Source organism: Synechococcus sp. N19, assembly GCF_900474045.1.
Taxonomy (GTDB): domain Bacteria; phylum Cyanobacteriota; class Cyanobacteriia; order PCC-6307; family Cyanobiaceae; genus Parasynechococcus.
Genome location: NZ_UCNR01000011.1, coordinates 39201 through 60308, shown reverse-complemented (window position 1 = coordinate 60308; position 21108 = coordinate 39201). Strand labels below are relative to the sequence as shown.

Genomic DNA, 21108 nt, shown 5'->3' with positions numbered 1-21108 from the left:
TGATCAATCCCGGGGCTTTGTTCTGCCTGATTTGTAATGCCGGCTACATCTGGTGGTTCCCGTGAGGCCGTAAAAGGCAGCCTGCTTTGGCTTCAGTATTGGCGTCCAATTTCGCCAACCATGCGCACCGCTCCGGCCCGGAGCATCTGCCAAACCCGCTTCATCGCAGCGAAGTCTTGGTCGAGTTCGGAGGGTCCGGTGGGGCGGTCGAAGCTTCGGTCGTACCGGTCATACCGGTCGTAACGAGCCTCCCTGGGGTCGTACCCCCGGCTATACCTCTCGTCCCGGACGTCGTCCCAGTCGTCTCGGAAGTCGTATCGCTCAATGCGTCCGTCCAGCGGTTCCCGGTAGGAGCGGCTGTCCAATGGGGCACGATCAAAACGACGGCGGGGCGCCATGACTCATCCAACGTTCACAACAACCCGATGACATCAGCCGGCATGGTCATCAATCCGTGGCCATTGCTACGGAATGACGCTTCCGATGGGGGGCGGCAAGGGTTGCATCTGGTGGTGCATGGCCGCAGTGGCGGTGTTGTTCCTGAGTGTTTGGCCTCTCTGCCGGACCTTCTGGCTCAGCGGCGCTCAGCGCCCGTGCAGTTGGAGGTGCTGACGGCTGAACAACCCGTATCGGCGCTTTCCCATTCATCTTGGATCGTTCCGTTGCTGCTGCTGCCTGGGGCGCACGCCCGCACGGATGTGCCGGCGATTCGCAACAGGCTTCGTCGTGCCGGAGCCAGTGTGCGGTTGCTGCCCTTTCTGGGCTCTTGGACCACGTGGTGGAACGCTGTGCTCTCAGCACTTCCGTCGTCTGAGCGCGCTGATGCCGTGCTGGTGCACCACCCCTTGCGCCCGGGGGTGGCGGATCGCTTCCTCGCGATGCTGGCGTCTCGCCTGGCTTTGCCGTTGGTTCCCTTTGATGCCTGGCCCGAGTTCCAGCAGCACCACCCCAGGGCTCGGCCACTTCCACTAACCCTCGCGCCAAACCGCATGACGGATGCGTTGAGCGAAGCTGGTGGATTGCCTCCTCTGCTGGAGCATCCCCCCACCCGTCAGGCCCTGATCGATCTGCTTGTTTCCTTGCCGTGACCACCGCTGAACAAACCGGAACCGTTTATCTGGTGGGAGCCGGTCCCGGCGATCCCGAGTTGCTCACGCTGAAGGCGCATCGGCTGCTGAGCCAGTGCGATGCCCTGGTGTACGACTCGCTGGTGCCCGAGGAAGTGCTGGATCTTGTGCCGGCAACCTGCGAACGCCGTTTTGTCGGCAAGCGTCGCGGACATCATTCGGTGCCCCAACCCAGCACCAATGCCGTGCTCGTGGAAATGGCCCAGAAACACAGCACCGTGGTGCGCTTGAAGGGGGGTGATCCCTTCCTGTTTGGTCGTGGAGGGGAAGAAGCCGCTTACCTGGCGGAGCGGAACATTCCTGTTCAGGTGGTGCCTGGTGTCACCGCTGGCATTGCTGCCCCTGCCTACGCCGGAATTCCCGTCACCCACCGGCGGGCGGGGTCATCGGTGACCTTCGTCACCGGTCATGAGGAAATTGACAAGCGCCGTCCTTCCGTGGATTGGCGTGCCCTGGCTGCGGCCAGTGACGGATTGGTGATCTACATGGGGCTGCACAACCTGCCTCGGATCGCAGAGGAGCTGATGGCGGGTGGTTTGGCTGCGACTACCCCCGTGGCGGTGATCCAGCAGGGCACGGTGGCGGGGCAACGCTGCCTCAAAGCCACCTTGGTTGACGTTGCCGACCAATGCCGAGCCGAAGCCTTCAAGTCACCCTCGATCGTTGTGGTGGGTGCGGTGATTGATCAGCAGGTTGAAGCCTGCATGCCCACACCGGCAGCGGTCACGATGCCGATTCCTTTCTGAACAGCTCCGCTCGATTCCGCTCTATTCCTTCAAGCGAGCCCGGAGCTGGGCCAGGTTGCACGGTCGGGTGTCGGCATCGAGTTGAGCCCGGATGAGCCGGTTCCAAGCGGTGGTCACCGCATCCAGAGATCCCGGCAGCACAAACACGAATGTGCCGTTGGCCACGCCGGCCAGGCAGCGGCTTTGCAGGGTGCTGGTGCCGATGCTCTCGAAGGAGAGCACACGGAACAGTTCACCGAATCCTTCGATGGTTTTGTCCAGCAGCGGTGCCACCGCCTCGGGGGTGCCATCGCGGCCGGTGAGCCCGGTTCCGCCGCTGGTGATCACCACATCAACCGCAGGAGCGGCGATCCAGCGGCTCAGTTCACGGCGGATTTGATAGCGATCATCCGCGCAGAGTTGTCGCTCATGAAGGTGATGCCCCGCCTCTTCAAGGCTGCGCTGCAGCTGATCTCCGCTGCTGTCGTCCGCCAGGGTGCGTGTGTCGGAGATGGTGAGCAGGGCGATGGAGAGGCCCATGGCACAGCGGCGGAGCCCTCGGACGCTAGAACCACTCCAGCTGCCATGGACGTGGTGCTGAAGGTGCTGCTGTTCGCTTCCCTGCGAGAACGCGCCGGTTGGGCCGATCGTTCCCTTCCCTTCACACCAGGCGTCTCGACGGCTCGTGAGGTCTGGAATCAGTTGGATCTTGGTCCGCTGGAGGGCATCAGCATTGCGGTGAACCAGGAGTTGGTCGGTGCCGATCAGCCGTTGCAGGCCGGTGATGAGCTGGCCTTTCTTCCACCGTTCACGGGGGGGTGAAGCGTGACCGATTGCCGTGTGGAGGTGTGCCCGGATCCCTTTGATCCTTGGCAGCAACTGGCGCTTTGGAGCGGGGATGCCGCGGCCGCGGCGATCTTTATGGGTCGGGTGCGTCCCTCCACGATGGATGGCCGGCCTCTGGAGGCACTTGAGCTGGAGCACTTCCCCGGCCTTTGCGAACGTCAGATCACGGCCATGGCGCAGCGCCTGCAGCAGGAGCACCGGACGGGGCCGATTCTGGTGCTGCATCGGGTGGGCAAGCTCGCCCCCGGTGAGCCGATCGTGCTGGTGGCGGTGCAGGCCGATCGTCGTGGGGCGGCGCAGCGCTGCTCAGCCGCCTTGTTGGAGCAACTCAAGCACCAGGCCCCGTTCTGGAAGCGGGAGTGGTGCGCTGGTCAGGGCACCTGGCTGGACGCCAACACGCCACTCTGATCAAGGCGTGGGTGCTGCAGCTGGTAGCCCAGCTGTTTGAGCCGGTTGTTGCGGATCCGCCGGCCCCCTGAGCCCGGTTCGTCCTGCCCAAGCCAGCGCACGGGCGCCAGGCCCTGGCGCTGCAGGCTGCGCCCCACCAGATCCCGCAGCCGAATCGGCTCGTCGTTGACCACATTCACCAGGCCGGCCCATTCAGCATCGAGAGCTGCTTCCAGGGCACCGGCAGCATCCACCACATGCAGCCAGTTGCTGTAGGTCGAGCCGCTGCCAGGGCGTTCCAGTCCGGCGAGCCCGCGCAGGCGTCGGTCGAGATCGCGGCCAGGGCCATAGAGCGCCCCGAGGCGCAGGATGCACACTCGCCGGCCGCTGATGCCGCTGAGCAGTCGTTCGCTTTCCAGCAGAACATCGCCATGGCCGCGGCCTGGCGCGGGAGGCGTTTGCTCATCCACCCAGTCCCCCGCGGCATCGCCGTACACCGAGCAACTGCCCGTGTAGACGATCTGCCGCAGTTTCGGCAGTTGTGGCAACAGCGACGTCAGGCAATGGAAGCTGTCGACGAAGGTGCGGCGGTAGCCGTTGGCATCCACCTGGCGATCTCCCTTTGGCCCGAGGCAGAACACGGCGCTGCTGCTCTGCCGCAGGGCGTTCCGCAATTGCACGGGGTCTGTGGCGTCGCACAGCTCCACCCGATCGGCCAGGGGGCTGAGTTGCTCCAGCCGTTCGCTGGTGGTGGTGGTCAGCGTCAGCTTCAGCTGGGGGCGTCTTGGTTGCAGCCGCTCCGCCAGAGCGAGTCCCACGTAGCCGCAGCCAACGATCGTCAGGTCCATGGCGGGGATGGCTGCTCGGGCGACCCTAAGGAGATCGACCGTTCCATGCCGTCACGGACATGACTGATCAATGGACCCTCAACCGCCGCAATTTCGCGGGCCATTGGCAGGGCTGTGGTTCTTGGTTTGAGCGGAACGGCAGCGGTCGGCTGGATCTGCAGCATCCGACCCGTCGGATCGACCCCACCACCTACGCGATTTCCTTTTCCGATGACGACCACGGGGTGTGGGATGGATCGGGTCTGGCCTTTGCCCCCGGGGGTAAGGCCACCTATCCCATCAGCCGGGCCACCTACAACGCCGGTGGAGGCTGCTGGCAGTTCCCCGGGGCGGGCGGTCAGTCCAGCCGGGGGTTGGATGCCGAGCGTCCCCGCTTTGGCCATGAGATCAACCTGTTCTGCGGTCGTTCCCGCTCGATGCTGGTGCTGCTCTGGGAACCACTTGACGGCGGCTGGCGTTTGCAGCGTGTTGGGGCGGTTGGTTTCCGTTGCTTGAACGGCACCGATCCCGAATCTGACCGTCCCGCATGCGGGACACCCGAGGCCCTGCTGGCGCCGGTGCAGGGATGGAGTGGCGAGCGGCAGATGCTCAAGCCGCAGGCGGGGGTGAACGGCCAGGCGGAGGACGCCGCTTCGCTGGTGTTCGATCCAAGCCAGCTGTTGCATAACGACTGCTCAGCGGTGATGCCCGACGGCTTGGTGTTTTCGGTGCCCAGTGAGCTCCCCAGTGCGCCCTTCAGCCTCGAGATCGGTGGCCGTCTCGGCGCTGCCCTGTTTCAGCAGATCAGCATCCATTTCGATTCATCCGGCCAGCTCATGGCCTGGGAGCGCCGCTGGTTTCAGCCTGATCCGGCTCAGAAAATCCGCTGACGAATCAGCTGGGCCCAGAGACGGGTGCCGCTTTCGAGCGGGCCGGCTTCCGCTGGCAGTTCCAGCAGCAGATCGGCCTGTTGCAGGGAACCGATCCTGGACGAGGCCTGCGAGCCATCCACCCGTGCCAGCAGCGTTCCTGCGCCGTTGGTGTCGAGGCGGGCCCGAGCCAATTCCGGCCGTCCCGGTCGGCGGGACAACGGGTCGGCCAGTTCCACCATCACCCGGGGGAACAGTTCCGGTTCGCTCTGGCCCTCCAGAACCTGCAGGGCGGGCCAGAGCAGTTGCAGGGCGGTGACCGCCGCTGCTACGGGATTGCCCGGCAGTCCGAAAAACGGCACGCCCTCACCGATGCTGCCGAAGGCGAAGGGGCGCCCCGGGCGTAGGAACAGTTTCCAGAAGTCCACGGCACCCAGCTCCGCCACCAGTGGTCGGATCCAATCGGTGTCGCCAGCGGAGACGCCGCCGGTGCTCACCACCACGTCGCAGTCATGGGCCAGATCCAGCAGGGCCTGGCGCAGGGCGTCGGGTTGATCGGCCACCACCCGTCGCTGGGTCACCGATTGCCCGAGGGCCCGGAGCATCGTCTCCAGAAGCGTGCCGTTGCTCTCCCAGATGGCACCGGGTTGCCGCGCTGTTCCGGGTGGCACCAGCTCGTCCCCGCTGATCAGCAGCCCGATGCGGGGTTGCTGCGCAACGGTTAGGTCGGCGATGCCGCAGCCGGCGAGGCGTGCGAGATCGGCGGCACCGAGGCGCTCTCCAGCGGCCAGCAGCAGGTCTCCCGGTCGGCATTCCTCATCCTCGGGGCGAATCCAGGGACGATCCGACGCCTCTTTCACCAGCTGGACGCTGGTGCCGTCCACGCTGATCAGCTCCTGGGGCAGCACCCAGCCGGCACCGTCCGGCAGTGGAGCGCCGGTGAGGATGCGGATCGCATCGCCGCTGGCCAGGGTTCCGTTGAAGGGCTGGCCGGCGGCGGAGTGTCCCTTCAGCTGCCAGGTGTCCCCAGGTTTGGGCTGGTGGCTCTGCCCCAGGGCGTAGCCGTCCATGATCGAAGCCCGGAATCCCGGAACGGCCGCGCTGGCCAGCACATCCGCAGCGCTCACCCTGCCGAGGGCCTGCTGCAGCGGCACTGTGTTGCTGGCTGTGATCGGCTGAAGCGCCGCCAGAACCCGTCGACGTGCCTCTTCCAGAGGTAGCCCTTCGCGTCCGTAGGGCTCAGCGTTTCCAGACACCGTTCCTCCCTCCTTCCTTGAACTCCAGCTGGATCGCCTCGATCGTCATGGCTGGATCAACCGCCTTGAGCATGTCGTAAAGGGTCAGCAGCCCGACGGATACGGCCGTCATCGCTTCCATTTCCACCCCGGTCTGACCTGTGGTGCGGCAACGGCAGTGGACCACCAGGCCAGGCAGGGAGGCGTCGGCGTCGATCGACACATCCATGCCACTGAGTGGCAGCGGATGGCACAGGGGAATCAGCTCCCAGGTGCGTTTGGCGGCCTGGATCGCTGCCACCCGGGCGACCGCCAGAAGATCTCCTTTCGGTGTCTCGCCCCGCTGGATCAGGCCGAGGGTTGAGGCGTCCATGCGAATGGCGCCACGGGCATGGGCTTCTCGGTGGGTGGCCGGACGGTCCCCCACGTCCACCATGTGAACCTCGCCTTGCTGGTTCAGATGACTCAGGTCTTGCGTCATTCGATCAAGCTCACAACACCGCTGCTGAGTTGGAAACAACCCACCACCAGTTTCAGCGCACCACTGTCTTTGGCCTCAGCCAGAACAGCGCTGCGTTGAATCAAGGTGGAGGCGCTGGCGAGGGCGTTGCGCTTCACGGCGTCCTCGAGATCGCTGCTGCCGTTGATGTTCTCCCGGATGGGTTGGATCAGTCGCTCCAGGGAGGGGGTCAGCGGGTTGGTGTCCATCGCCGCCGTCACGGCTCCGCAGCCACTGTGTCCCATCACCATCAACAGTGGCGTCTTGAGAACGCTGACGCTGTATTCAACCGAGGCAATGGCTTCGGTGAATGCGGTGTTGCCGGCGTTGCGGATCACGAACAGCTCGCCAGGCGTGGTGTCGAACACCCAGCTCGGCGACACCCGTGAATCAGAGCAGGTGAGCACGGTGGCCCAGGGATGTTGGCTGGTGGCCAACGCCCTGGGGGAGTTGAAGCAGCGCGGGTTAGCGCCCGCCGTTCGGGGTGTCGTTCCGTCGTCTTGTTTGCCCAGGCGCCAGGCCTCGGCAAATCGGCGGTTCCCCTCCATCAGGGCCTCGAGTGGATCATTCGGGCTGCAGAAACCCTCCTCCTCTGCTGCCTCAACGGGGCGCGCTTGGATCAGGGCGGCCAAGGCCAGACCGCCCGTTTGCTGGAGGAAGTGACGGCGCTGAATCCCCATGCCGGCACCTTATGCGGGCCGGCTGGTGGGTTGTGCCACGTGGGCAGTGCGATCAGCGCTCGCCGAAGGGAGCCCAGAGGGTGGCTTCGGAGCCCACAACAGGCTCAACGGCGGGCTGGATGGCAGCAGTGGGTTGGGCTGTTGCGCCTGCGGTGGCACTGGCGATGTCGCGCTCGGCCAAGGGAGCCCAGAGAGCGGCAGGCCCGGCGATCACCGGCTCCACGCCAGCTGCACCGGTCTGAACGGAAGCCGTCTGGCTGCGTACCAGTTGCACGGCGAGGGAACCCACGATGAAGGCACCCAGGAAACCGGCGGCCAGGGTGATGGGGCTGCGGCCGGAAGCGGACGAGATGCTGCTGGTCACGGCAGAAACTCTTTGAACAGAGCTTCAGTATGGAAAAAATTGGTGTGAACGACTACTAAACGGGTTGAATTGTGTAGCGGTATTAACAGTTTCTACGGGATCAAAGCCCTGCATGGGCTGCTGTTGGAGTGCTTCAGCCGTGACCCATCCATGGGACATTCCCAGCAGCATTCCGAGGGAGAGGGCGAAGCGCACAGACCAACATTTGTATCGGAGTAAACATCTCTGTTTTCATGGGCTTTCGTTGTCATCATTGACACCGATCAAGGCTTTGGTTGATGTCCAGCCGTCGTAATTCCGCCTGCCATTGCTTTGCCTTTGAACAGGACTTCATTGGCAACTGGCGCTGCATCCCTCTGTGTGTACGACGCAAATTGGATCTGTGTGGGGTGAAGTTAAAGCTCAACCACTGGCTTGAACTTTCCCAGGAGCAACGTCAAGCCCTGGTGGATTGGCCGGATGGGGCCGATGCTCTTGAGCAGCTTCGCCAACACCTGCGCGATTGCACGCGTTCCATGGCCGATGGCATGGCCAAGGATCTGCCACCGGTGAGTGGTGCCCCCTGGCAACAGCAGGCGGAGCTGCCCGCTGTGGTGCAGGAGGCGGCCACAGTGCGGGGTGTGGCGCTGACCCTGGAGCAGTGGACCCAGCTCAGTGAGCTGGATCGCTTTGCCTTGTGCAAGTTGGTTCGGCCTGGGCACGACCACCACAACCTTGAGGCAGCCTTCAGCGAAGTGCTGGTGTGAGCAGCCGGCGCAGGGCCTCCAATCGTCCTTTCTGTTGTTCAACGGGCTTCACCACCGAGACGGCGGGAGCCACGATCACCGCGCAGGCCTTGAGTTCAGGCTGCTTCGACACAGGGCAGGCCTCGTCGTGCATGAGGGTGTTGGCTTCGCAGGCCTTCTCCTGGGTGAATCCCCAGTGCATCGGCAGGAAGACCGACCCACGCCGGATGCGATCGGTGACTTTCACCGTGGCGGTGAGGTGGCCGCGGCGTGAGCTGATCGCCGCCAGTTCACCGTTGCGCAGTTTCAACTCCTGCGCGTCACCGGGGTGAATCTCCAGCAGCGGCTCGGGATGCTGTTTCATCAGCCGTTCCACCTTGCCGGTGCGGGTCATCGTGTGCCACTGGCCCAGGTAGCGGCCCACCGTCAGCACCAGCGGATAGGTGTCGCAGGGGGGTTCCGCCAGTCCCAGCGGTTGATCGGTGCTGAAGCGGGCGCGTTTGTTGGGGGTGGCGAATTGATGGTCTTCGTAGAGGCGTTTGGCTTCTGTGGTGGGGTTGCTGCCGCTGGGATAGGGCCATTGCTGCGGTCCTTCGCCTTCCAGCAGTTCATGGCTGAGGCCGCTCACATCGCAAAGCCTGCCCTGGGTGAGAGCCGTGAATTCGGCGTACACCTCAGCTGCTGATTCGAAGTTGAACTGTTCGCTGTAACCCAGGCGCCGGCCCACCTCGGCAAACACCTCCCAGTCGGGACGGCTCTCGCCGAAACGACGCCGGTAGGCCGGGCAGTAGGTGACCCGCCGTTCGGAATTGGTCATGGCGCCGGCCTTCTCGCTCCACTGGGCTGCGGGCAAAAGCAGATGAGCGTAGTGGGACGTTTCCGAGTCGGCGTAGGCCTCGCTCACCACCACCAGCGGGCACTTCTGCATGGCTGACTTCACCCGGTCGAGATCCGGGAGGCTCACCAGGGGGTTGGTGGCGGCCACCCACCACAGATCCAGCGCCTCCTGGTCCATGGCTTCGATCTGCTGCCAGGCCGCCAATCCGGGCTTGGCGTTGATTCGTCCTGCCGGCAGCTGCCAGGCCTGCTCCACTTCGGCGCGGTGTTCGGCGTTGGCCACGAGGCGGTAGCCCGGCAGCAGGTGGGCTAGGCCTCCGGCCTCGCGTCCGCCCATGGCGTTGGGTTGGCCGGTGAGGGAAAACGGGCCCGCGCCTTGCTTGCCGATCTGTCCGGTGAGCAGATGCAGATTGATCAATCCCTGCACCACGGCCGTTCCTTCACGGCGTTGGTTCACCCCCATCGACCAGAGGCTGAGCACCTTCTCGCGCCGGTGGAACAGAGCCGCCACTTCCCGCAGGCGTTTTTCGGGGATGTTGCAGAACAGGGCCACCCGTCTTGGGGTCCAGCGGGCGGCGACGTCAAAAAAGGCGTCGTAATTCTCGGTGTGGTCGTCGATGAAGGCCGGATCCTGGCCGTTTTCGCGCAGCACCAAGTGGGCAATGCCGTGCAGCAGGGCAAGGTCGCTGCCCGGTGCTATCGGCAAGTGGATATCGGCGGCTTTGGCGGTGTCGGTGCGGCGTGGATCCACCACCACGATCTTGACGCTGCCGGGGTTTTTGCGTTTTCGCTTCAGCAGCCGCTGGAACAGCACCGGGTGGCATTCGGCCGTGTTGGTGCCGATCAGAAACGCCACTGTGCAGTGGTCGAGGTCCTCATAGCTGCAGGGGGGACCATCGGAACCCAGGCTGCGGGTGTAGCCCGCCACCGCTGAGCTCATGCACAGTCGCGAGTTGGCGTCGAAATTGTTGGTGCCCAGGGCGCCTTTGAGCAGTTTCTGGGCGAGGTAGTAATCCTCGGTGTGGAACTGACCGGAGCCGTACATGGCGATGCCATCGGCGTTGCCGCGCCGGGCCACGCTCGCCTGGATCTGGCTGGTGATTTTGTTCAGGGCGTCGTCCCAGCTGATCGGCGCGAAGTCGTCCTCAAGGGTTGGGCGGAAGAGGGGTTGGCGCAGGCGGCCTGGGGCCAGGGTTTCGCCGACGGTGGCGCCCTTGATGCAGACCTGGCCAAGGCTGGAGGGGTGTTCGCGATCGCCGCGGGCGGTCCACATCGGGTTGCCCTCGGCATCCCGTTTCACGGCCTCACCCTTCACGGCAGGAGGCAAAAGCTCCAGACCACAACCCACGCCGCAGTAGGGGCACTGGCTGCGCACGCTGCGGGGTGAGTTGGTCATGCAGGAACCAAAAAAAGAACAAAACCCGGAGCCGAAGCTCCGGGTCGTTATGCAGCGACAGGGTGCTGCGGAGGGAGATGGATCAGGCGGTTTCGCCTTCGTGCAGGTCTGCGAAGGACCCCTTGGGCTCCTTCAGGAAGAAGAAGCAGAAGAAGGCCACGATCAGACCGGCTACGCCCAGGATCTGGAAGAAGGCACTGTTGGAAGCCGCGATCACCTCGGGGGTGGGTTCGCCGCCGCCGCCCATCCACATCGGCAGGAGGCTGAAGATGGTCAGGTAGGTCACAGCACCAACGTTGCCGTAGGCACCCACCAGGCCGGCCACCTGACCGGTGACGCGACGCTTGACCAGGGGCACCAGCGCGAAGGTGGCGCCTTCACCAGACTGCACGAAGAAGGAGGCGAGCATGGTGATCACCACGGCAACGGCAATGCCGGTGGTGCCGGTGAAGGTGCCGGGCTTGATCATGCTCATCACCAGGTAGCCCACGCCGAGACCGGCGGTGAGGAAGCCCATGGTGTTCTTGCGGCTGCCAACGCGGTCGGAGATCAGACCGCCAGCAGGACGGGCGACCAGGTTCACGAAAGCGAAGCAGGACGCCAGGATTCCGGCGGTGGCCTTCGGCAGATCGAAGGTGGTTTCAAAGAAGGTGGGCAGCATCGAAACCACGGCCAGTTCGGAGCCGAAGTTCACGATGTAGGTGAGCTCGAGGATCGCCACCTGGCGGAACTCGTAGCGATCTTCCTTGGGATAAACCTTGTTGCCGAGGATCAGGTCGCGGTTGGTGCGGATGATTCCCCAGGTCTGGAAGGCAAACCAGACGGCAACGGCACCGAGGGCCAGGGGGTAGGTGCTTGCGGTGAGGAAGCCAACCTTGGACAGGCGCCAGCAGAGCACGCAGAGGATGGCTGCGAAGGGCACGTTCATGCCCAGCAGACCCCAGAAGTCGCGCATCGAGGTGACTTCCAGACCTGCGGTTTTCGCAGGGCGCTGATACGTCTTGCCGGGGGGGGTGTCGGTGACGTTGAAGAAGTAGAAGCAGCCGTAGAAGGCGGAGACGATGCCGGTCAGAGCGATCGCACCGCGCCAGTTCAGAACAGCGCCGGTGGGCAGTTCGAAACCGCCGGAGAAGGAGAGGAAGCCAGCGAGGGCCACCATGGTGAGGGCGGAGAAGGCGGAGCCGAAGTTGCCCCAGCCGCCATAGATGCCTTCTGCCAGGCCGATTTCCTTGGGTGGGAACCACTCGGCCACCATGCGGATGCCGATCACGAAGCCGGCGCCAACGATGGAGAGCAGCAGACGGGCTACCACCAGCTGGTTGAAGTCCTGAGCGGACGCAAACAGCAGGCAGGGAATCGCCGAGAACACCAGGATCGAGGAGTAGGTGATCCGGGGTCCGAATTTGTCCAGCAGCATGCCGATCAGCACGCGCGCCGGAATGGTGAGGGCCACGTTGCAGATGGCCACTGTGCGGATCTGACCAACGGTCAGACCCAGGTCCGCTTTCACGGTGGTGGCCAGAGGGGCCAGGTTGAACCAGACCACGAAGGTCAGGAAGAAGGCGATCCAGGTCAGGTGAAGGGTTCGGTACCTGCCCTGGAACGACCAAAGGTCGCCAAGCATTGAGGAGAAGAGAAGGAACCTCGGGCTTCAAAAGGAAAGGTGCCCGGGGATGGCAAAACGGTCGAAAAGAGAATCCGTTTGACCCGCGCAGTTAATCAATTCGCCGGCCCCTTGTTTGGTCAGATTGGTTACCGATTTGTGTTTTTGTGTTTCCGGGCAAACATCAACGGGGCTGATTGATCGGATCAGGTGATCTTGTGCCGCAGCGGTTTGGTAGCGGTTGCAACTTTTGTGGGTTGTTGGACTTTGCTGGTGCAGATTGTTGGTCGACGATGTGAATCAAGGCTTGCGGGTTTGTGTGCTCAGTGGCGGAAGCAGCCGTCGCATGGGGCGTGACAAGGCCCTCTTGCCGCACCCCTCCGGTGGTGTCTGGCTCACGGCCCTGGTTGACCAGCTGTTGCCGCTCGGTCATCCGGTGCAGGTGTTGAGTCGTCATGCCGCCCACGCAGAGCTGCTGGCCCACCGGCCGGGATGTTCCGTGGTGCTGGAGCCCCCTCCCTGGAATGGCCCTCTGCAGGCGCTGGCCAGGCTGTTGCCGTCTCGGCCTGGGGAGGCTTTGTTGGTGCTGCCGGTGGACATGCCCCGTTTGCGCACCGCCGTTGTCCAGCAGCTGATCGCAGCCTGGAATCGTGCCCCGGATCAAGCAGCGGTGGCCCATGACGGGCAACGGCTGCAGCCGTTGCTGGCGGTGATCCCCTCCGGTTCTCCCTTCCGCTCCTGCCTTGATCAGCAACTGCAACGCGGAGAGTTGCGCTGGATGGACTGGTTGACCTGCGTTCCCCATCAGGCGGTGCGCTTGCCTCAAGAGGCGTTGGTCAATGCCAATTGCCCTGCAGATCTGGCAGCGTTGGAGGGATGAGCACGTCGTTGCCGCTCGCAGACCGCCTCAACCGGCCCATCGGGGTGTTGCGGTTGTCGCTCACGGCCCGTTGCAATCTCGCCTGTCCGTACTGCTGTCCGGATGTGGAGGAGCCCCCTGGCTTGCTCACGCTGGAGCAGCAGATGCGCGTGATTCGTGTGGCCGCGCGCCTGGGGGCACAGACGCTGCGGCTCACCGGTGGAGAGCCGTTGTTGAGCCGGCGCTTGTTGCCGTTGTTGAAGGCGGTGGCCCAGGCCCGGCGGGATCGTTCGGATCCGATCGCTGGTTTGCAGGCCGTGGCGCTCACCAGCAACGGGGTGCTGTTGTCGGAACCGATGGCGCGGGCGTTGCGTGCCGCAGGGCTGGATCGAATCACCATCAGCCTGGATGCGGCGGAAGGGGAGGCAGCGGCGCGCATGGCTGGTCTCCAGGGTGGTGCCGTGGCTGGAGACCGCCTGGTGCGCCAGGTGCAGGACGGCATCGCGGCGGCCTGCGCCGCTGGCTTTGACCCCTCATGCGGTGAGCTCAAGCTCAATGCCGTGATCCAACGGGGGATCAATGACGATCAGTTGTTGCCATTGGCCGGTTTGGCCAGGCAGCAGGGGATGGAGCTGCGTTTGATCGAATACATGGATGTGGGCAACCGCAACCAGTGGATGCTGGACCAGGTGCTGCCGGCGGAGCAGATGGTGGAGCGCATTCATGCTCGTTGGCCTCTTGAACCGCTGGGTCGACCGCGGGGTGGGACGGCCCGGCGTTGGCGCTATGGCGATGGCGCCGGATCCATCGGTGTGATCGCCTCCATCAGTGAGCCGTTCTGCGGGGATTGCAACCGCTTGCGTGTCACCGCCGATGGGCAGGCGTTCACCTGCCTGTTCTCCGCTGAAGGCACCGATCTCAAGCCCGCGCTCGCGTCGGAGCTTCAGCTTGAGCAGGCCATGCGCCAGATCTGGCAGCGGCGTCAAGACCGCTATAGCGAGGAGCGTGATCCAGCCGCCGTTGCGTCAACCCATGCGGAAATGGCGTATTTGGGGGGCTGAACCGTCGTGATCGTCACCGTTTTTGCCTGATGCTCTCGGTACAACTGGGCAGCTGAAGGATCCCGAAGGGTCCATCGACATGTTTGAACTGCTGGCCTACGAGCGCTTCCGCGACACTCCGTCGGTTCGTTTTTTCGACGTCACCGTGAACACCTCGAACGCGCGCGACCTGGTGATTCACAGCGGCCCCGCCGTGTCGCCCCCCAACGATCCGGAGAGCGGAGCCTGGCAGTTCTATCTCCATCCTCATCAAGAAGACAATCTGCTCGCGGCAAGCGGCGGCAGAACCTTCTTTCTGGTGAACCTGGCCTGGGAACAGCCGTTCCACATCGTTCGGCTTGAGAGCGGTGGTGACATCCTTCGCATCCCTCCAGGTACTTTCCACCGCTCGATCTCCGATCCCGATGGTTCCGTCGTTCTGAACCAGGCGGTTCGTGAGGAGGGCGCTTCTCTGGTGAGGGAATTCCGCGTCTACAACAGCGCCGAGATCCCGGCCTTGATGGCAGCCACCCACAGCTCAGCGCCGAAGCCCCAGTTGCACGGTGTGGAACCGTTGCTTCAGGCGGCCTGAACCAGGTTGCGTGAGGGGGTTTCCGGTGCGGAGGCGTCCTCGCTGATCTGAATCTGCCAGTTCAGTTCACTGTTTGTTCCTGCCGGACCGCTGAAGCTGCCGCTCACGGCTGCGGTGAGTTCTGGCTTGGAGGAGGTGGCCAGCACCACATAGCGCTCGTTGACTTCCATCCCGGCACTGGGGTCAAAGCCCCGCCAGCCCGCCCCCGGCAGGTAAACCTCCGTCCAGGCATGCAGGTCGTACTCCTTTGGGGGAGGTTCCTGCAGTTGATAGCCGCTCACAAATCGGGCCGGAAGACCCACCACGCGGCAGCAGGCCACCATCAGCATGGCCAGATCACGGCAGGAGCCGATCCGTTCGCGCAGGGTTCGGCCCGCCGGCCAGGCGGGTCCCACATGGCGTTGGGTGTATTTCACCCGCTCTTGAATCAGTTCAATCAGTTGCTTCAGAAAGGCCAGGGTCTGCTGGTTGCTGCCCATCAGGGCTTCCTGGGTGAGGTCGATGGCCGAGGGTTCGTGCTGGCCGTTGGGCAACCAGCCCTCCAGGGCGCCCTGCAGATCGCTGTTGAGCTGGCCGCGTGGGTAGGGCAGGGGTGGTTCCAGTCCGTTGAAGCAGCTCTCCAGCGGGGTTGCCGGTCGGGTCTCCACCAGGCTGCGGGCCTCAAAGATCAGTTCCTCAGTGCTGCCGAGAAAGCGGAGCCGTTGGATTTCATCGCCGCTGGCGGCCACCAGTTCCCGACGTTGCTCCGGTTCCGGCAGCACGTTGAGTTGGTGCTCCAGCAGGGTCTGAAACCCCTGCCCTCGAGGCCTCAGACAAAGGCGATGTTCCCCGAGGAACACCGGGGCGTCATACCGATACGTCAGGCGGTGAACGATGAGAGCGCGCATGCGGGATCGGTGGGGATGGAATGGAGGTCCGCGCTGGTGAAGTAGCGGGTCTGGATCAGGTTGTGGAGTTGGTTGAGGTCCTGCTGAAGCTGGTCAATGGCTTCATGCAGACCGGCTTCGATCAGGTTGTCGATCCGCACATAGCTCCAGCGGGCCAGGAGCTGTCCGCGCAAACAGTCGAGGTCATCCGGCGTGTCTTGGGTCGGGAGCTGCTGGATCTGTTGCAAGGTGTCGTTGATGCCCTGCAGGCAGTACCGCACCGATCGAGGAAAGCTGGGATCCAGTAGCAAAAAGCGGGCCACAGATGCAGGACTGATCGCTTGCTGCATGCTCTGGCGGTACATCTGATAAGCGCCCGCTGTGCGCAGCAGGGTGATCCACTGCAGTTCGTCCAGCACGCCACCCACCTCCTCAGGGGAGGGCAGCAGCAGGAAGTATTTGACGTCGAGGATGCGGGAGGTTTTGTCAGCGCGTTCGATCAGACGACCCAGCTGGCTGAACAGCCAGCTCAGATCGCGGCTCAGTGTGGTGTCGGTGATCCCGTACACGAGCTGGCAGCCGCGGCGGATGATCCGCAGTTGTTCCTGCACCGGTTCGCGCCAGATGTCTTCGTCGTCCTGCAGGCTCCAGTGCAGATCATTGATCTGCTCCCACATCTCCGTGGTGATCACATCCCGGATCTGTCGTGCGTTCTCCCGGGCCACCGCAATGCAGCTCACGATGCTGTTGGGGTTGCTGCGGTCCCGCAGCAGGAAGTGCACCACCTGTTTGGGCGTGGCATCGGGGTAGGCCCTATCGAAGCGGTGGCGATCCCCCGTCACCTCCACCAGCGGCAGCCAGGGTTCGGCGCTGCCCGGAGGACAGTCCAGTGCCATCGCTTCACTCACTTCCAGAAATCGCGAGATGTTTTCGGCGCGTTCCAGATAGCGGTTGATCCAGTAGAGCGAATCGGCAACGCGGCTCAGCACGGCATCACCTCCTGGGGTTGCGGTGCCGCCATCCGTTGGTTGTCGACGATCCAGGTGTCCTTGCAGCCGCCGCCCTGGGACGAATTCACCACGAGCGAGCCGCGCTTCAGGGCCACGCGCGTCAGCCCCCCTGGACTTACCCAGCTGCTTGCGCCGCGCAGCACGTAGGGGCGCAGATCCACGTGGCAGGGGTAGAGCTCCCCGTCGCTGAGGGACGGCACGGTGGAGAGTTGCAGCGTGGGCTGCGCGATGAAGTTGCGGGGATTCGAACGGATCTTTGTGTCGAAGTCCGCCAGCTCCGTTCGGCTGGCCTGGGGGCCGATCAGCATTCCGTAGCCCCCGGCTTCCGCCACCGACTTCACCACCAGCTGCTCGAGGTGTTCGAGCACGTAGCGCTGGTCGTCCGGTCGGGCACAGAGATAGGTGGGAACGTTCTCGATGATCGGCTCCTCATCGAGGTAATAACGGATCATCGCCGGCACGTGGGCGTAGATCAGCTTGTCGTCGGCGACGCCGGTGCCAGGGGCGTTGGCGATGGCGACCCGTCCTTGACGCAGCACGTCGATCAGGCCCGGCACCCCCAGCATCGAGTCCTGGCGGAACACGGTGGGATCGAGAAAATCGTCGTCGATCCGGCGGTAGATCACATCCACGGGCTTGAGGCCGTTGGTGCTGCGCATCCACACCCGGCCGTCTTCGCACACCAGGTCGCGTCCCTCCACCAGAGGAATGCCCATCTGCTGAGCCAGATAGCTGTGCTCGAAATAGGCGCTGTTGAACACCCCGGGCGTCAGGATCGCCACGCGGGGGGTGTCACTCCAGGGCGCCAGGTCCTGAAGGGTGCGCAGCAGATGGGAGGGATAGGCGTCGATCGGTTGAACGGCACGGCCTTCGAACAGGCCAGGGAACAACCGTTTCATCACCCGACGGTTCTCGAGGAAGTAGGCCACACCGGATGGGCAGCGCAGGTTGTCTTCCAGCACCCTCCAGGTGCCATGGCCGTCGCGGATCAGGTCGAGCCCGGAGATGTGGCACCAACGTGTGAGGGGCAGGCTGATTCCCTGCATCTGAGGTCGCCAACCGGAGGAACTTTCAACGTCTTCCCTCGGGATGACACCGTCGTTGAGAATCTGCTGGGGGCCATAGATGTCGGCGAGGAAGCAGTCGATGGCTTCCAGGCGTTGCAGCAATCCCCGCTCCAGGGTCATCCAGTCGCTGCGGCCAATCAGCCGGGGCAAGGGATCGAAGGGGAGGATTCGTTCGCTGCCTTTGAGCCCGGAATCGTTGAGGCGGAACGTGGCGCCGAGGCGACGCAGCAGCTGACTGGCCGAGGCATGGCTGCGGTTGAGCTCGGGCAATCCCATCTGCCCCAGTGATGTGAGCAACGTGGCCAGTTCGTCACGCGGCCTTGCAGTTTCACCGCAGAAATATTCGTCGAAGCCGACCGTGGGTTTGTAGTCGGTGAACATCCTGATCGCACAAGCGAGATGTATCCAAGGCGTCGCCCCACTCCACTTCGGGTGGTGGTTGCTACACATTCCGCAATTTCAGGCAAGAGGACGCTGATCGCCTGTTGTTTGGGTATCCGTAGGCACCTGAATCGAGGGCACAGGGCCAGGGCAGGCTGCCTCCTTTGCTTATCTGTTTCTGGAGTTCAAACGCTCTTCGCCTTGGATGAATTGCTCTGGGCGCGACTGATCTTTGCCCTTGGTGCCGTTGTGACTGCGGCGACGGTGGTGATGATTCTGCGCGGACACCTGTACTGGAACCGCAGGGGGTCGACGGATGTCCGCTGACTCGGTTCCCTTCCTTCAGCCCGGGATCGCCTGGGCGTTGGTGGTGCTGTTCTCTGTTCTTTGGGTGGCGCTGGGGATTGCCTGGGGCCGGCGTGGTCAAGGCAATGCCGACGACTACATGCTGGCGGGGCGCAACATCGGGCTGGCCCTGAGTACGGCCACGTTGATGGCCTCCTGGGTCACCGGCAACACCACCCTGCTCGCTCCTGAATTCGGCTACGAAACTGGCCTTTGGGGCATGTTCAGCTATGCCCTGGCCGGGCTTGGCCTGATTCTGTTCGCCCCCCTGGCCTCGCGGATCAAGCAGTTGATGCCCAACGGGCGCACCAGCGGCGACTTCATTCGCCTGCGCTACGGGCGTCTGGCCTGGTGGGTGTTCATGTTGATCACCGCGATCTACACCCTGGGCTTTCTGATGACCCAGGCGATGGGTGCTGGCCTGCTGCTGCAGGCCCTTTCAGGCTTCGATTACCACGTGGGAATGGTGGTGGTGATTGGTGTGGCCACCGTCTACACCCTGTTCGGCGGAATGCGGGCTGTGATCGGCACCGATTTCATTCAGTCGCTGTTGATCATGGTGTTGCTGGCGGTGGTGGCGGTGCTTGCCTTCCGTCAATTCCCGATGCCTGAGGTGCATGCCTCCTTGCTGGCCCGGCATCCCGATCGGCTTGATCTGCTGCTGCCGGCGGGCTTGTTGATCGCCTGGAATTCCGCTCTCTTTTCGATGGGCGAGGTGTTTCACAACAACATCTGGTGGTCCCGGGTGTTCGCCAGCCGGCGCTCGGTGGTGATGACCTCCTTCGTGTTGGGGGGAATCGCCTGGATGAGCGTGCCGATGGTGACGGGCTCCATTGGCCTCGTGGCCCTGGCCCGTGAGCTGCCCCTCGAGCAGGTGAACATGGTGTTCCCTGTGATGGCAGCCGATCTGCTCGGGGCCGGTGGCGCTGCTCTGGTGTTTGTGGTGGTGTTTGCCTCGCTCACCTCCACCCTGGATTCGTTGCTGGCATCCACCGCCGATCTGTTGGCAGAGGATGTGTACTTCCGCCTGTTGAGGCCCCAGGCCAGCGACCTGCAGCTCAAGCAGGCGGCGCGGCTGATGGTGGTGGGATTGGCCGTCATCACCCTGGCGCTGTCCTGGCCGCGGCTGGATTCGCTGGCGTCGGTGCTCTTCTTCACCGGTGCCCTGGTGGCCTCCACGGTCTGGCCTGTGGCCTGCGGTTTGTACTGGCGCACGGCCAACCGCACGGCTGCTATTGCGGCCATGCTTTCTGGCAGCGTTGTGGGCTTGCTCGCCTATGTGCTGATCGCGCCCTACTGCGCTGCGGTGTTTTCGGCTGCCGTTTCGGCGGTTGTGATGCTGATGGGCAGTCGGATCTGGCCGGAACGCTTCGACTTCACCTTGCTGCAGGAGGAGGGATGATCCAAACGCTTCCTTTAATGGCCGGCCTTGTTGGTCTGTCTGGCTTTCAGGTTTTGCTGGTGGCCAGTCAGTTAGCCCTGGTGCTGTCGGTGCTCGTGTTGCTGCTGATCTGGTGGGTGGAGTGGCGCAATGGCCGGGTTTGGTGATGTCTCCTTGGCCGTCCACCCCAGCACAATCCTTTCCGGATCTTTGCTTAAGAAGCTGCTTCTTCGTGGACGCAGCAGTGTGGTTGTTGTTACCGGTAAAAGATGTAGTTCCTGGCTTTAGCACTCGGTTTGGCAAACAGAGTGTTGATCCGATCCCGCTATGGCACAGGCCAAAACAGCAGTTGTGGACGCGTCTTCGGTTCAGATTCGGTTTGAGCCGATGGGGCCCGATGTCTACGGGCAGAACCAACCCCAGGAGCTGCTGGCTGCCATTGCTGAAGATGTTGAACCTTTGAAGGATTTGGTGGATCAGCACGTGGTGTCGATCCAACCGTTTCGCCCCGAGGTTTTGTTGCAGGTGTTTCGCCTGGCGGCGAAGTTTGAGAGCAATCCAGATCGCTATTGCCGTCACAACACGCCACTAACCGGCAAGATTCTGATCAACGCGTTTTACGAACCAAGCACGCGCACCCGGCTGTCCTTTGACAGTGCCTGGCACCGACTCGGCGGTACCTCCATCAACATCACCGACAGGGCCACCACAGGGATCGCCAAGGGCGAGTCTCTCGAAGATGTCGCCCATATGTTCAACAACTACGGCGATTGTGTGGTGCTTCGGGATAGCGATCCCGGTGCCGTCTACGCGATGACGTCAACCCTTCGGATCCCGATCATCAACGCTGGTAATGGGATCGATGAACATCCCACCCAGGCGATGGCCGATCTGTACACGATCTTCAAGTGGCGCCCCAAGCTTGCTGAAGCTGAAGTGGCACCCGCTGATCGGATTCGCATTGGGATCGTTGGAATCCCTTCGCGGATGCGAACGGTTCGCTCCCTGTTGAGGATCCTGGCCAAATTCCCGCAGACCGTGGACGAGGTGGTGGTGATTCATGCCCCCGAGTTGGAGCCGGATCAGCCGCTGTTCGACCCAGGACAGTTGGAGGAGCTTGAAGATTGTGGGATGAAGGTGCGCTCCAGCACGGATCTTCAGGCTGAAGTGCCCGACTTGGACGTCGTTTACATCAATGCCATTGCCTGGGTCGGCGACTCCTATGAAGTACACGGCGGAGGATTCCGCCTCACCCGCGACATGCCGTTCAAACCGGAAGCGATCGTGCTCCATCCCTTGGCGCGGGGAGCGGAACTCAGCACCTGCCTGGATGACACGCCCCACAACTGGTATTTCAGCCAGGCCAGGGGAGCCGTGTTCCTGCGGATGGCCCTGCTCACCTGCATGGTGGATCGAGCCGAACGCGTGATGGATGTGATCTGAGGTG

24 protein-coding genes are annotated in these 21108 nt (G+C 63.3%); 12 read left to right on the top strand and 12 right to left on the bottom strand.

The genetic code is table 11. The features are described 5' to 3' along the window. Positions 1-92 precede the first annotated feature (92 nt). Positions 93-398: a hypothetical protein gene (locus tag DXY02_RS07620; RefSeq protein WP_137024470.1), complete on the bottom strand. Its 306-nt coding sequence runs from the start codon at positions 396-398 to the stop codon at positions 93-95. A 42-nt stretch (positions 399-440) separates the two neighbouring features. On the opposite strand from DXY02_RS07620, the gene DXY02_RS07615 reads away from it, so the two are divergent. After that, positions 441-1088: a DNA mismatch repair protein MutS gene (locus DXY02_RS07615; protein WP_244276198.1), complete on the top strand. Its 648-nt coding sequence runs from the start codon at positions 441-443 to the stop codon at positions 1086-1088. Beyond that, the gene (gene cobA, locus DXY02_RS07610) at positions 1085-1873 is read left to right on the top strand and encodes a uroporphyrinogen-III C-methyltransferase (protein ID WP_114988777.1); all 789 of its coding nucleotides are present in this window, start codon (positions 1085-1087) and stop codon (positions 1871-1873) included. The genes DXY02_RS07615 and cobA overlap by 4 nt, the downstream gene beginning before the upstream one ends. A 21-nt stretch (positions 1874-1894) precedes the next feature. On the opposite strand, the gene moaB is transcribed toward cobA, so the two are convergent. Then, positions 1895-2392 carry a molybdenum cofactor biosynthesis protein B gene (gene moaB, locus DXY02_RS07605; RefSeq protein ID WP_114988776.1) on the bottom strand — a complete coding sequence of 166 codons (498 nt, stop codon included), beginning with the start codon at positions 2390-2392 and terminating at the stop codon, positions 1895-1897. A 45-nt stretch (positions 2393-2437) separates the two neighbouring features. Between moaB and DXY02_RS07600 the strand changes: the two genes are divergently transcribed. Both DXY02_RS07600 and DXY02_RS07595 read left to right on the top strand, forming a co-directional pair. Continuing rightward, positions 2438-2674 (top strand): MoaD/ThiS family protein, encoded by a 237-nt coding sequence (locus DXY02_RS07600; protein ID WP_114988775.1) that lies wholly within the window; start codon positions 2438-2440, stop codon positions 2672-2674. Between the two features lie 3 nt (positions 2675-2677). Continuing rightward, entirely contained in the window at positions 2678-3106 is a 429-nt protein-coding gene (locus tag DXY02_RS07595) for a molybdenum cofactor biosynthesis protein MoaE (RefSeq protein WP_114988774.1), read from the top strand. On the opposite strand, the gene DXY02_RS07590 is transcribed toward DXY02_RS07595, so the two are convergent. Beyond that, entirely contained in the window at positions 3070-3933 is an 864-nt protein-coding gene (locus DXY02_RS07590; RefSeq protein WP_114988773.1) for an NAD-dependent epimerase/dehydratase family protein, read from the bottom strand. The two genes, DXY02_RS07595 and DXY02_RS07590, sit on opposite strands and share 37 nt — an antisense overlap. Positions 3934-3992: 59 nt before the next feature. On the opposite strand from DXY02_RS07590, the gene DXY02_RS07585 reads away from it, so the two are divergent. Next, positions 3993-4802 carry a hypothetical protein gene (locus DXY02_RS07585; protein WP_114988772.1) on the top strand — a complete coding sequence of 270 codons (810 nt, stop codon included), beginning with the start codon at positions 3993-3995 and terminating at the stop codon, positions 4800-4802. Here the strand turns inward: DXY02_RS07585 and glp are convergent. The 4 genes from glp to DXY02_RS07565 are packed head-to-tail and all read right to left on the bottom strand — an operon-like array spanning position 4787 to position 7559. Next, entirely contained in the window at positions 4787-6037 is a 1251-nt protein-coding gene (glp, locus tag DXY02_RS07580) for a gephyrin-like molybdotransferase Glp (RefSeq protein WP_114988771.1), read from the bottom strand. The two genes, DXY02_RS07585 and glp, sit on opposite strands and share 16 nt — an antisense overlap. After that, on the bottom strand, positions 6021-6497 hold the full coding sequence (gene moaC, locus DXY02_RS07575; RefSeq protein ID WP_114988770.1) for a cyclic pyranopterin monophosphate synthase MoaC: 477 nt from the start codon (positions 6495-6497) through the stop codon (positions 6021-6023). The genes glp and moaC overlap by 17 nt, the downstream gene beginning before the upstream one ends. Continuing rightward, a complete protein-coding gene (locus DXY02_RS07570) occupies positions 6494-7195 on the bottom strand; it encodes a carbonic anhydrase (RefSeq protein ID WP_114988769.1) in 702 nt (233 codons plus the stop codon). Before DXY02_RS07570 ends, moaC begins: the two co-directional genes overlap by 4 nt. A 52-nt stretch (positions 7196-7247) precedes the next feature. After that, entirely contained in the window at positions 7248-7559 is a 312-nt protein-coding gene (locus tag DXY02_RS07565) for a hypothetical protein (protein WP_114988768.1), read from the bottom strand. A gap of 278 nt (positions 7560-7837) precedes the next feature. Between DXY02_RS07565 and DXY02_RS07560 the strand changes: the two genes are divergently transcribed. After that, positions 7838-8305: a nitrate reductase associated protein gene (locus DXY02_RS07560; RefSeq protein WP_114988767.1), complete on the top strand. Its 468-nt coding sequence runs from the start codon at positions 7838-7840 to the stop codon at positions 8303-8305. On the opposite strand, the gene DXY02_RS07555 is transcribed toward DXY02_RS07560, so the two are convergent. Then, positions 8286-10517 (bottom strand): nitrate reductase, encoded by a 2232-nt coding sequence (locus tag DXY02_RS07555; RefSeq protein WP_114988766.1) that lies wholly within the window; start codon positions 10515-10517, stop codon positions 8286-8288. The two genes, DXY02_RS07560 and DXY02_RS07555, sit on opposite strands and share 20 nt — an antisense overlap. Positions 10518-10599: 82 nt before the next feature. Further along, positions 10600-12141: a NarK family nitrate/nitrite MFS transporter gene (locus tag DXY02_RS07550; RefSeq protein WP_114988765.1), complete on the bottom strand. Its 1542-nt coding sequence runs from the start codon at positions 12139-12141 to the stop codon at positions 10600-10602. A gap of 262 nt (positions 12142-12403) precedes the next feature. On the opposite strand from DXY02_RS07550, the gene DXY02_RS07545 reads away from it, so the two are divergent. The 3 genes from DXY02_RS07545 (at position 12404) to DXY02_RS07535 (ending at position 14611) form a co-directional block, all read left to right on the top strand. Beyond that, positions 12404-13000 carry a molybdenum cofactor guanylyltransferase gene (locus DXY02_RS07545; protein WP_256377310.1) on the top strand — a complete coding sequence of 199 codons (597 nt, stop codon included), beginning with the start codon at positions 12404-12406 and terminating at the stop codon, positions 12998-13000. Continuing rightward, a complete protein-coding gene (locus DXY02_RS07540) occupies positions 12997-14040 on the top strand; it encodes a GTP 3',8-cyclase MoaA (protein WP_114988763.1) in 1044 nt (347 codons plus the stop codon). Before DXY02_RS07545 ends, DXY02_RS07540 begins: the two co-directional genes overlap by 4 nt. 79 nt (positions 14041-14119) lie before the next feature. Continuing rightward, positions 14120-14611 carry a redox protein gene (locus tag DXY02_RS07535; protein WP_114988886.1) on the top strand — a complete coding sequence of 164 codons (492 nt, stop codon included), beginning with the start codon at positions 14120-14122 and terminating at the stop codon, positions 14609-14611. Here the strand turns inward: DXY02_RS07535 and DXY02_RS07530 are convergent. The 3 genes from DXY02_RS07530 to DXY02_RS07520 are packed head-to-tail and all read right to left on the bottom strand — an operon-like array spanning position 14599 to position 17935. After that, the gene (locus tag DXY02_RS07530; protein ID WP_114988762.1) at positions 14599-15498 is read right to left on the bottom strand and encodes a transglutaminase family protein; all 900 of its coding nucleotides are present in this window, start codon (positions 15496-15498) and stop codon (positions 14599-14601) included. The genes DXY02_RS07535 and DXY02_RS07530 overlap by 13 nt on opposite strands. After that, complete coding sequence (locus DXY02_RS07525) at positions 15471-16466, bottom strand: alpha-E domain-containing protein (RefSeq protein ID WP_114988761.1); 996 nt, start codon at positions 16464-16466, stop codon at positions 15471-15473. Before DXY02_RS07525 ends, DXY02_RS07530 begins: the two co-directional genes overlap by 28 nt. Next, positions 16460-17935 (bottom strand): circularly permuted type 2 ATP-grasp protein, encoded by a 1476-nt coding sequence (locus DXY02_RS07520; protein ID WP_114988760.1) that lies wholly within the window; start codon positions 17933-17935, stop codon positions 16460-16462. Before DXY02_RS07520 ends, DXY02_RS07525 begins: the two co-directional genes overlap by 7 nt. Positions 17936-18251: 316 nt before the next feature. On the opposite strand from DXY02_RS07520, the gene DXY02_RS07515 reads away from it, so the two are divergent. The 3 genes from DXY02_RS07515 (at position 18252) to DXY02_RS07510 (ending at position 21104) form a co-directional block, all read left to right on the top strand. Then, the gene (locus tag DXY02_RS07515; protein WP_114988759.1) at positions 18252-19682 is read left to right on the top strand and encodes a sodium:solute symporter family protein; all 1431 of its coding nucleotides are present in this window, start codon (positions 18252-18254) and stop codon (positions 19680-19682) included. A 17-nt stretch (positions 19683-19699) separates the two neighbouring features. Further along, a complete protein-coding gene (locus DXY02_RS13080) occupies positions 19700-19828 on the top strand; it encodes a hypothetical protein (RefSeq protein ID WP_256377309.1) in 129 nt (42 codons plus the stop codon). 160 nt (positions 19829-19988) lie between these two features. After that, complete coding sequence (locus tag DXY02_RS07510; protein WP_114988758.1) at positions 19989-21104, top strand: aspartate carbamoyltransferase; 1116 nt, start codon at positions 19989-19991, stop codon at positions 21102-21104. Positions 21105-21108: the final 4 nt, after the last annotated feature.

Coding starts and splice junctions, on each gene's coding strand:
- DXY02_RS07620 (WP_137024470.1), bottom strand. CDS start 398: ATGGCGCCCCGCCGTCGTTTTGATCGTGCCCCATTGGACAGCCGCTCC.
- DXY02_RS07615 (WP_244276198.1), top strand. CDS start 441: ATGGTCATCAATCCGTGGCCATTGCTACGGAATGACGCTTCCGATGGG.
- moaB (WP_114988776.1), bottom strand. CDS start 2,392: ATGGGCCTCTCCATCGCCCTGCTCACCATCTCCGACACACGCACCCTG.
- DXY02_RS07600 (WP_114988775.1), top strand. CDS start 2,438: ATGGACGTGGTGCTGAAGGTGCTGCTGTTCGCTTCCCTGCGAGAACGC.
- DXY02_RS07590 (WP_114988773.1), bottom strand. CDS start 3,933: ATGGACCTGACGATCGTTGGCTGCGGCTACGTGGGACTCGCTCTGGCG.
- DXY02_RS07585 (WP_114988772.1), top strand. CDS start 3,993: ATGACTGATCAATGGACCCTCAACCGCCGCAATTTCGCGGGCCATTGG.
- moaC (WP_114988770.1), bottom strand. CDS start 6,497: ATGACGCAAGACCTGAGTCATCTGAACCAGCAAGGCGAGGTTCACATG.
- DXY02_RS07570 (WP_114988769.1), bottom strand. CDS start 7,195: ATGGGGATTCAGCGCCGTCACTTCCTCCAGCAAACGGGCGGTCTGGCC.
- DXY02_RS07560 (WP_114988767.1), top strand. CDS start 7,838: ATGTCCAGCCGTCGTAATTCCGCCTGCCATTGCTTTGCCTTTGAACAG.
- DXY02_RS07555 (WP_114988766.1), bottom strand. CDS start 10,517: ATGACCAACTCACCCCGCAGCGTGCGCAGCCAGTGCCCCTACTGCGGC.
- DXY02_RS07550 (WP_114988765.1), bottom strand. CDS start 12,141: ATGCTTGGCGACCTTTGGTCGTTCCAGGGCAGGTACCGAACCCTTCAC.
- DXY02_RS07540 (WP_114988763.1), top strand. CDS start 12,997: ATGAGCACGTCGTTGCCGCTCGCAGACCGCCTCAACCGGCCCATCGGG.
- DXY02_RS07535 (WP_114988886.1), top strand. CDS start 14,120: ATGTTTGAACTGCTGGCCTACGAGCGCTTCCGCGACACTCCGTCGGTT.
- DXY02_RS07530 (WP_114988762.1), bottom strand. CDS start 15,498: ATGCGCGCTCTCATCGTTCACCGCCTGACGTATCGGTATGACGCCCCG.
- DXY02_RS07520 (WP_114988760.1), bottom strand. CDS start 17,935: ATGTTCACCGACTACAAACCCACGGTCGGCTTCGACGAATATTTCTGC.
- DXY02_RS07515 (WP_114988759.1), top strand. CDS start 18,252: ATGTCCGCTGACTCGGTTCCCTTCCTTCAGCCCGGGATCGCCTGGGCG.
- DXY02_RS13080 (WP_256377309.1), top strand. CDS start 19,700: ATGGCCGGCCTTGTTGGTCTGTCTGGCTTTCAGGTTTTGCTGGTGGCC.
- DXY02_RS07510 (WP_114988758.1), top strand. CDS start 19,989: ATGGCACAGGCCAAAACAGCAGTTGTGGACGCGTCTTCGGTTCAGATT.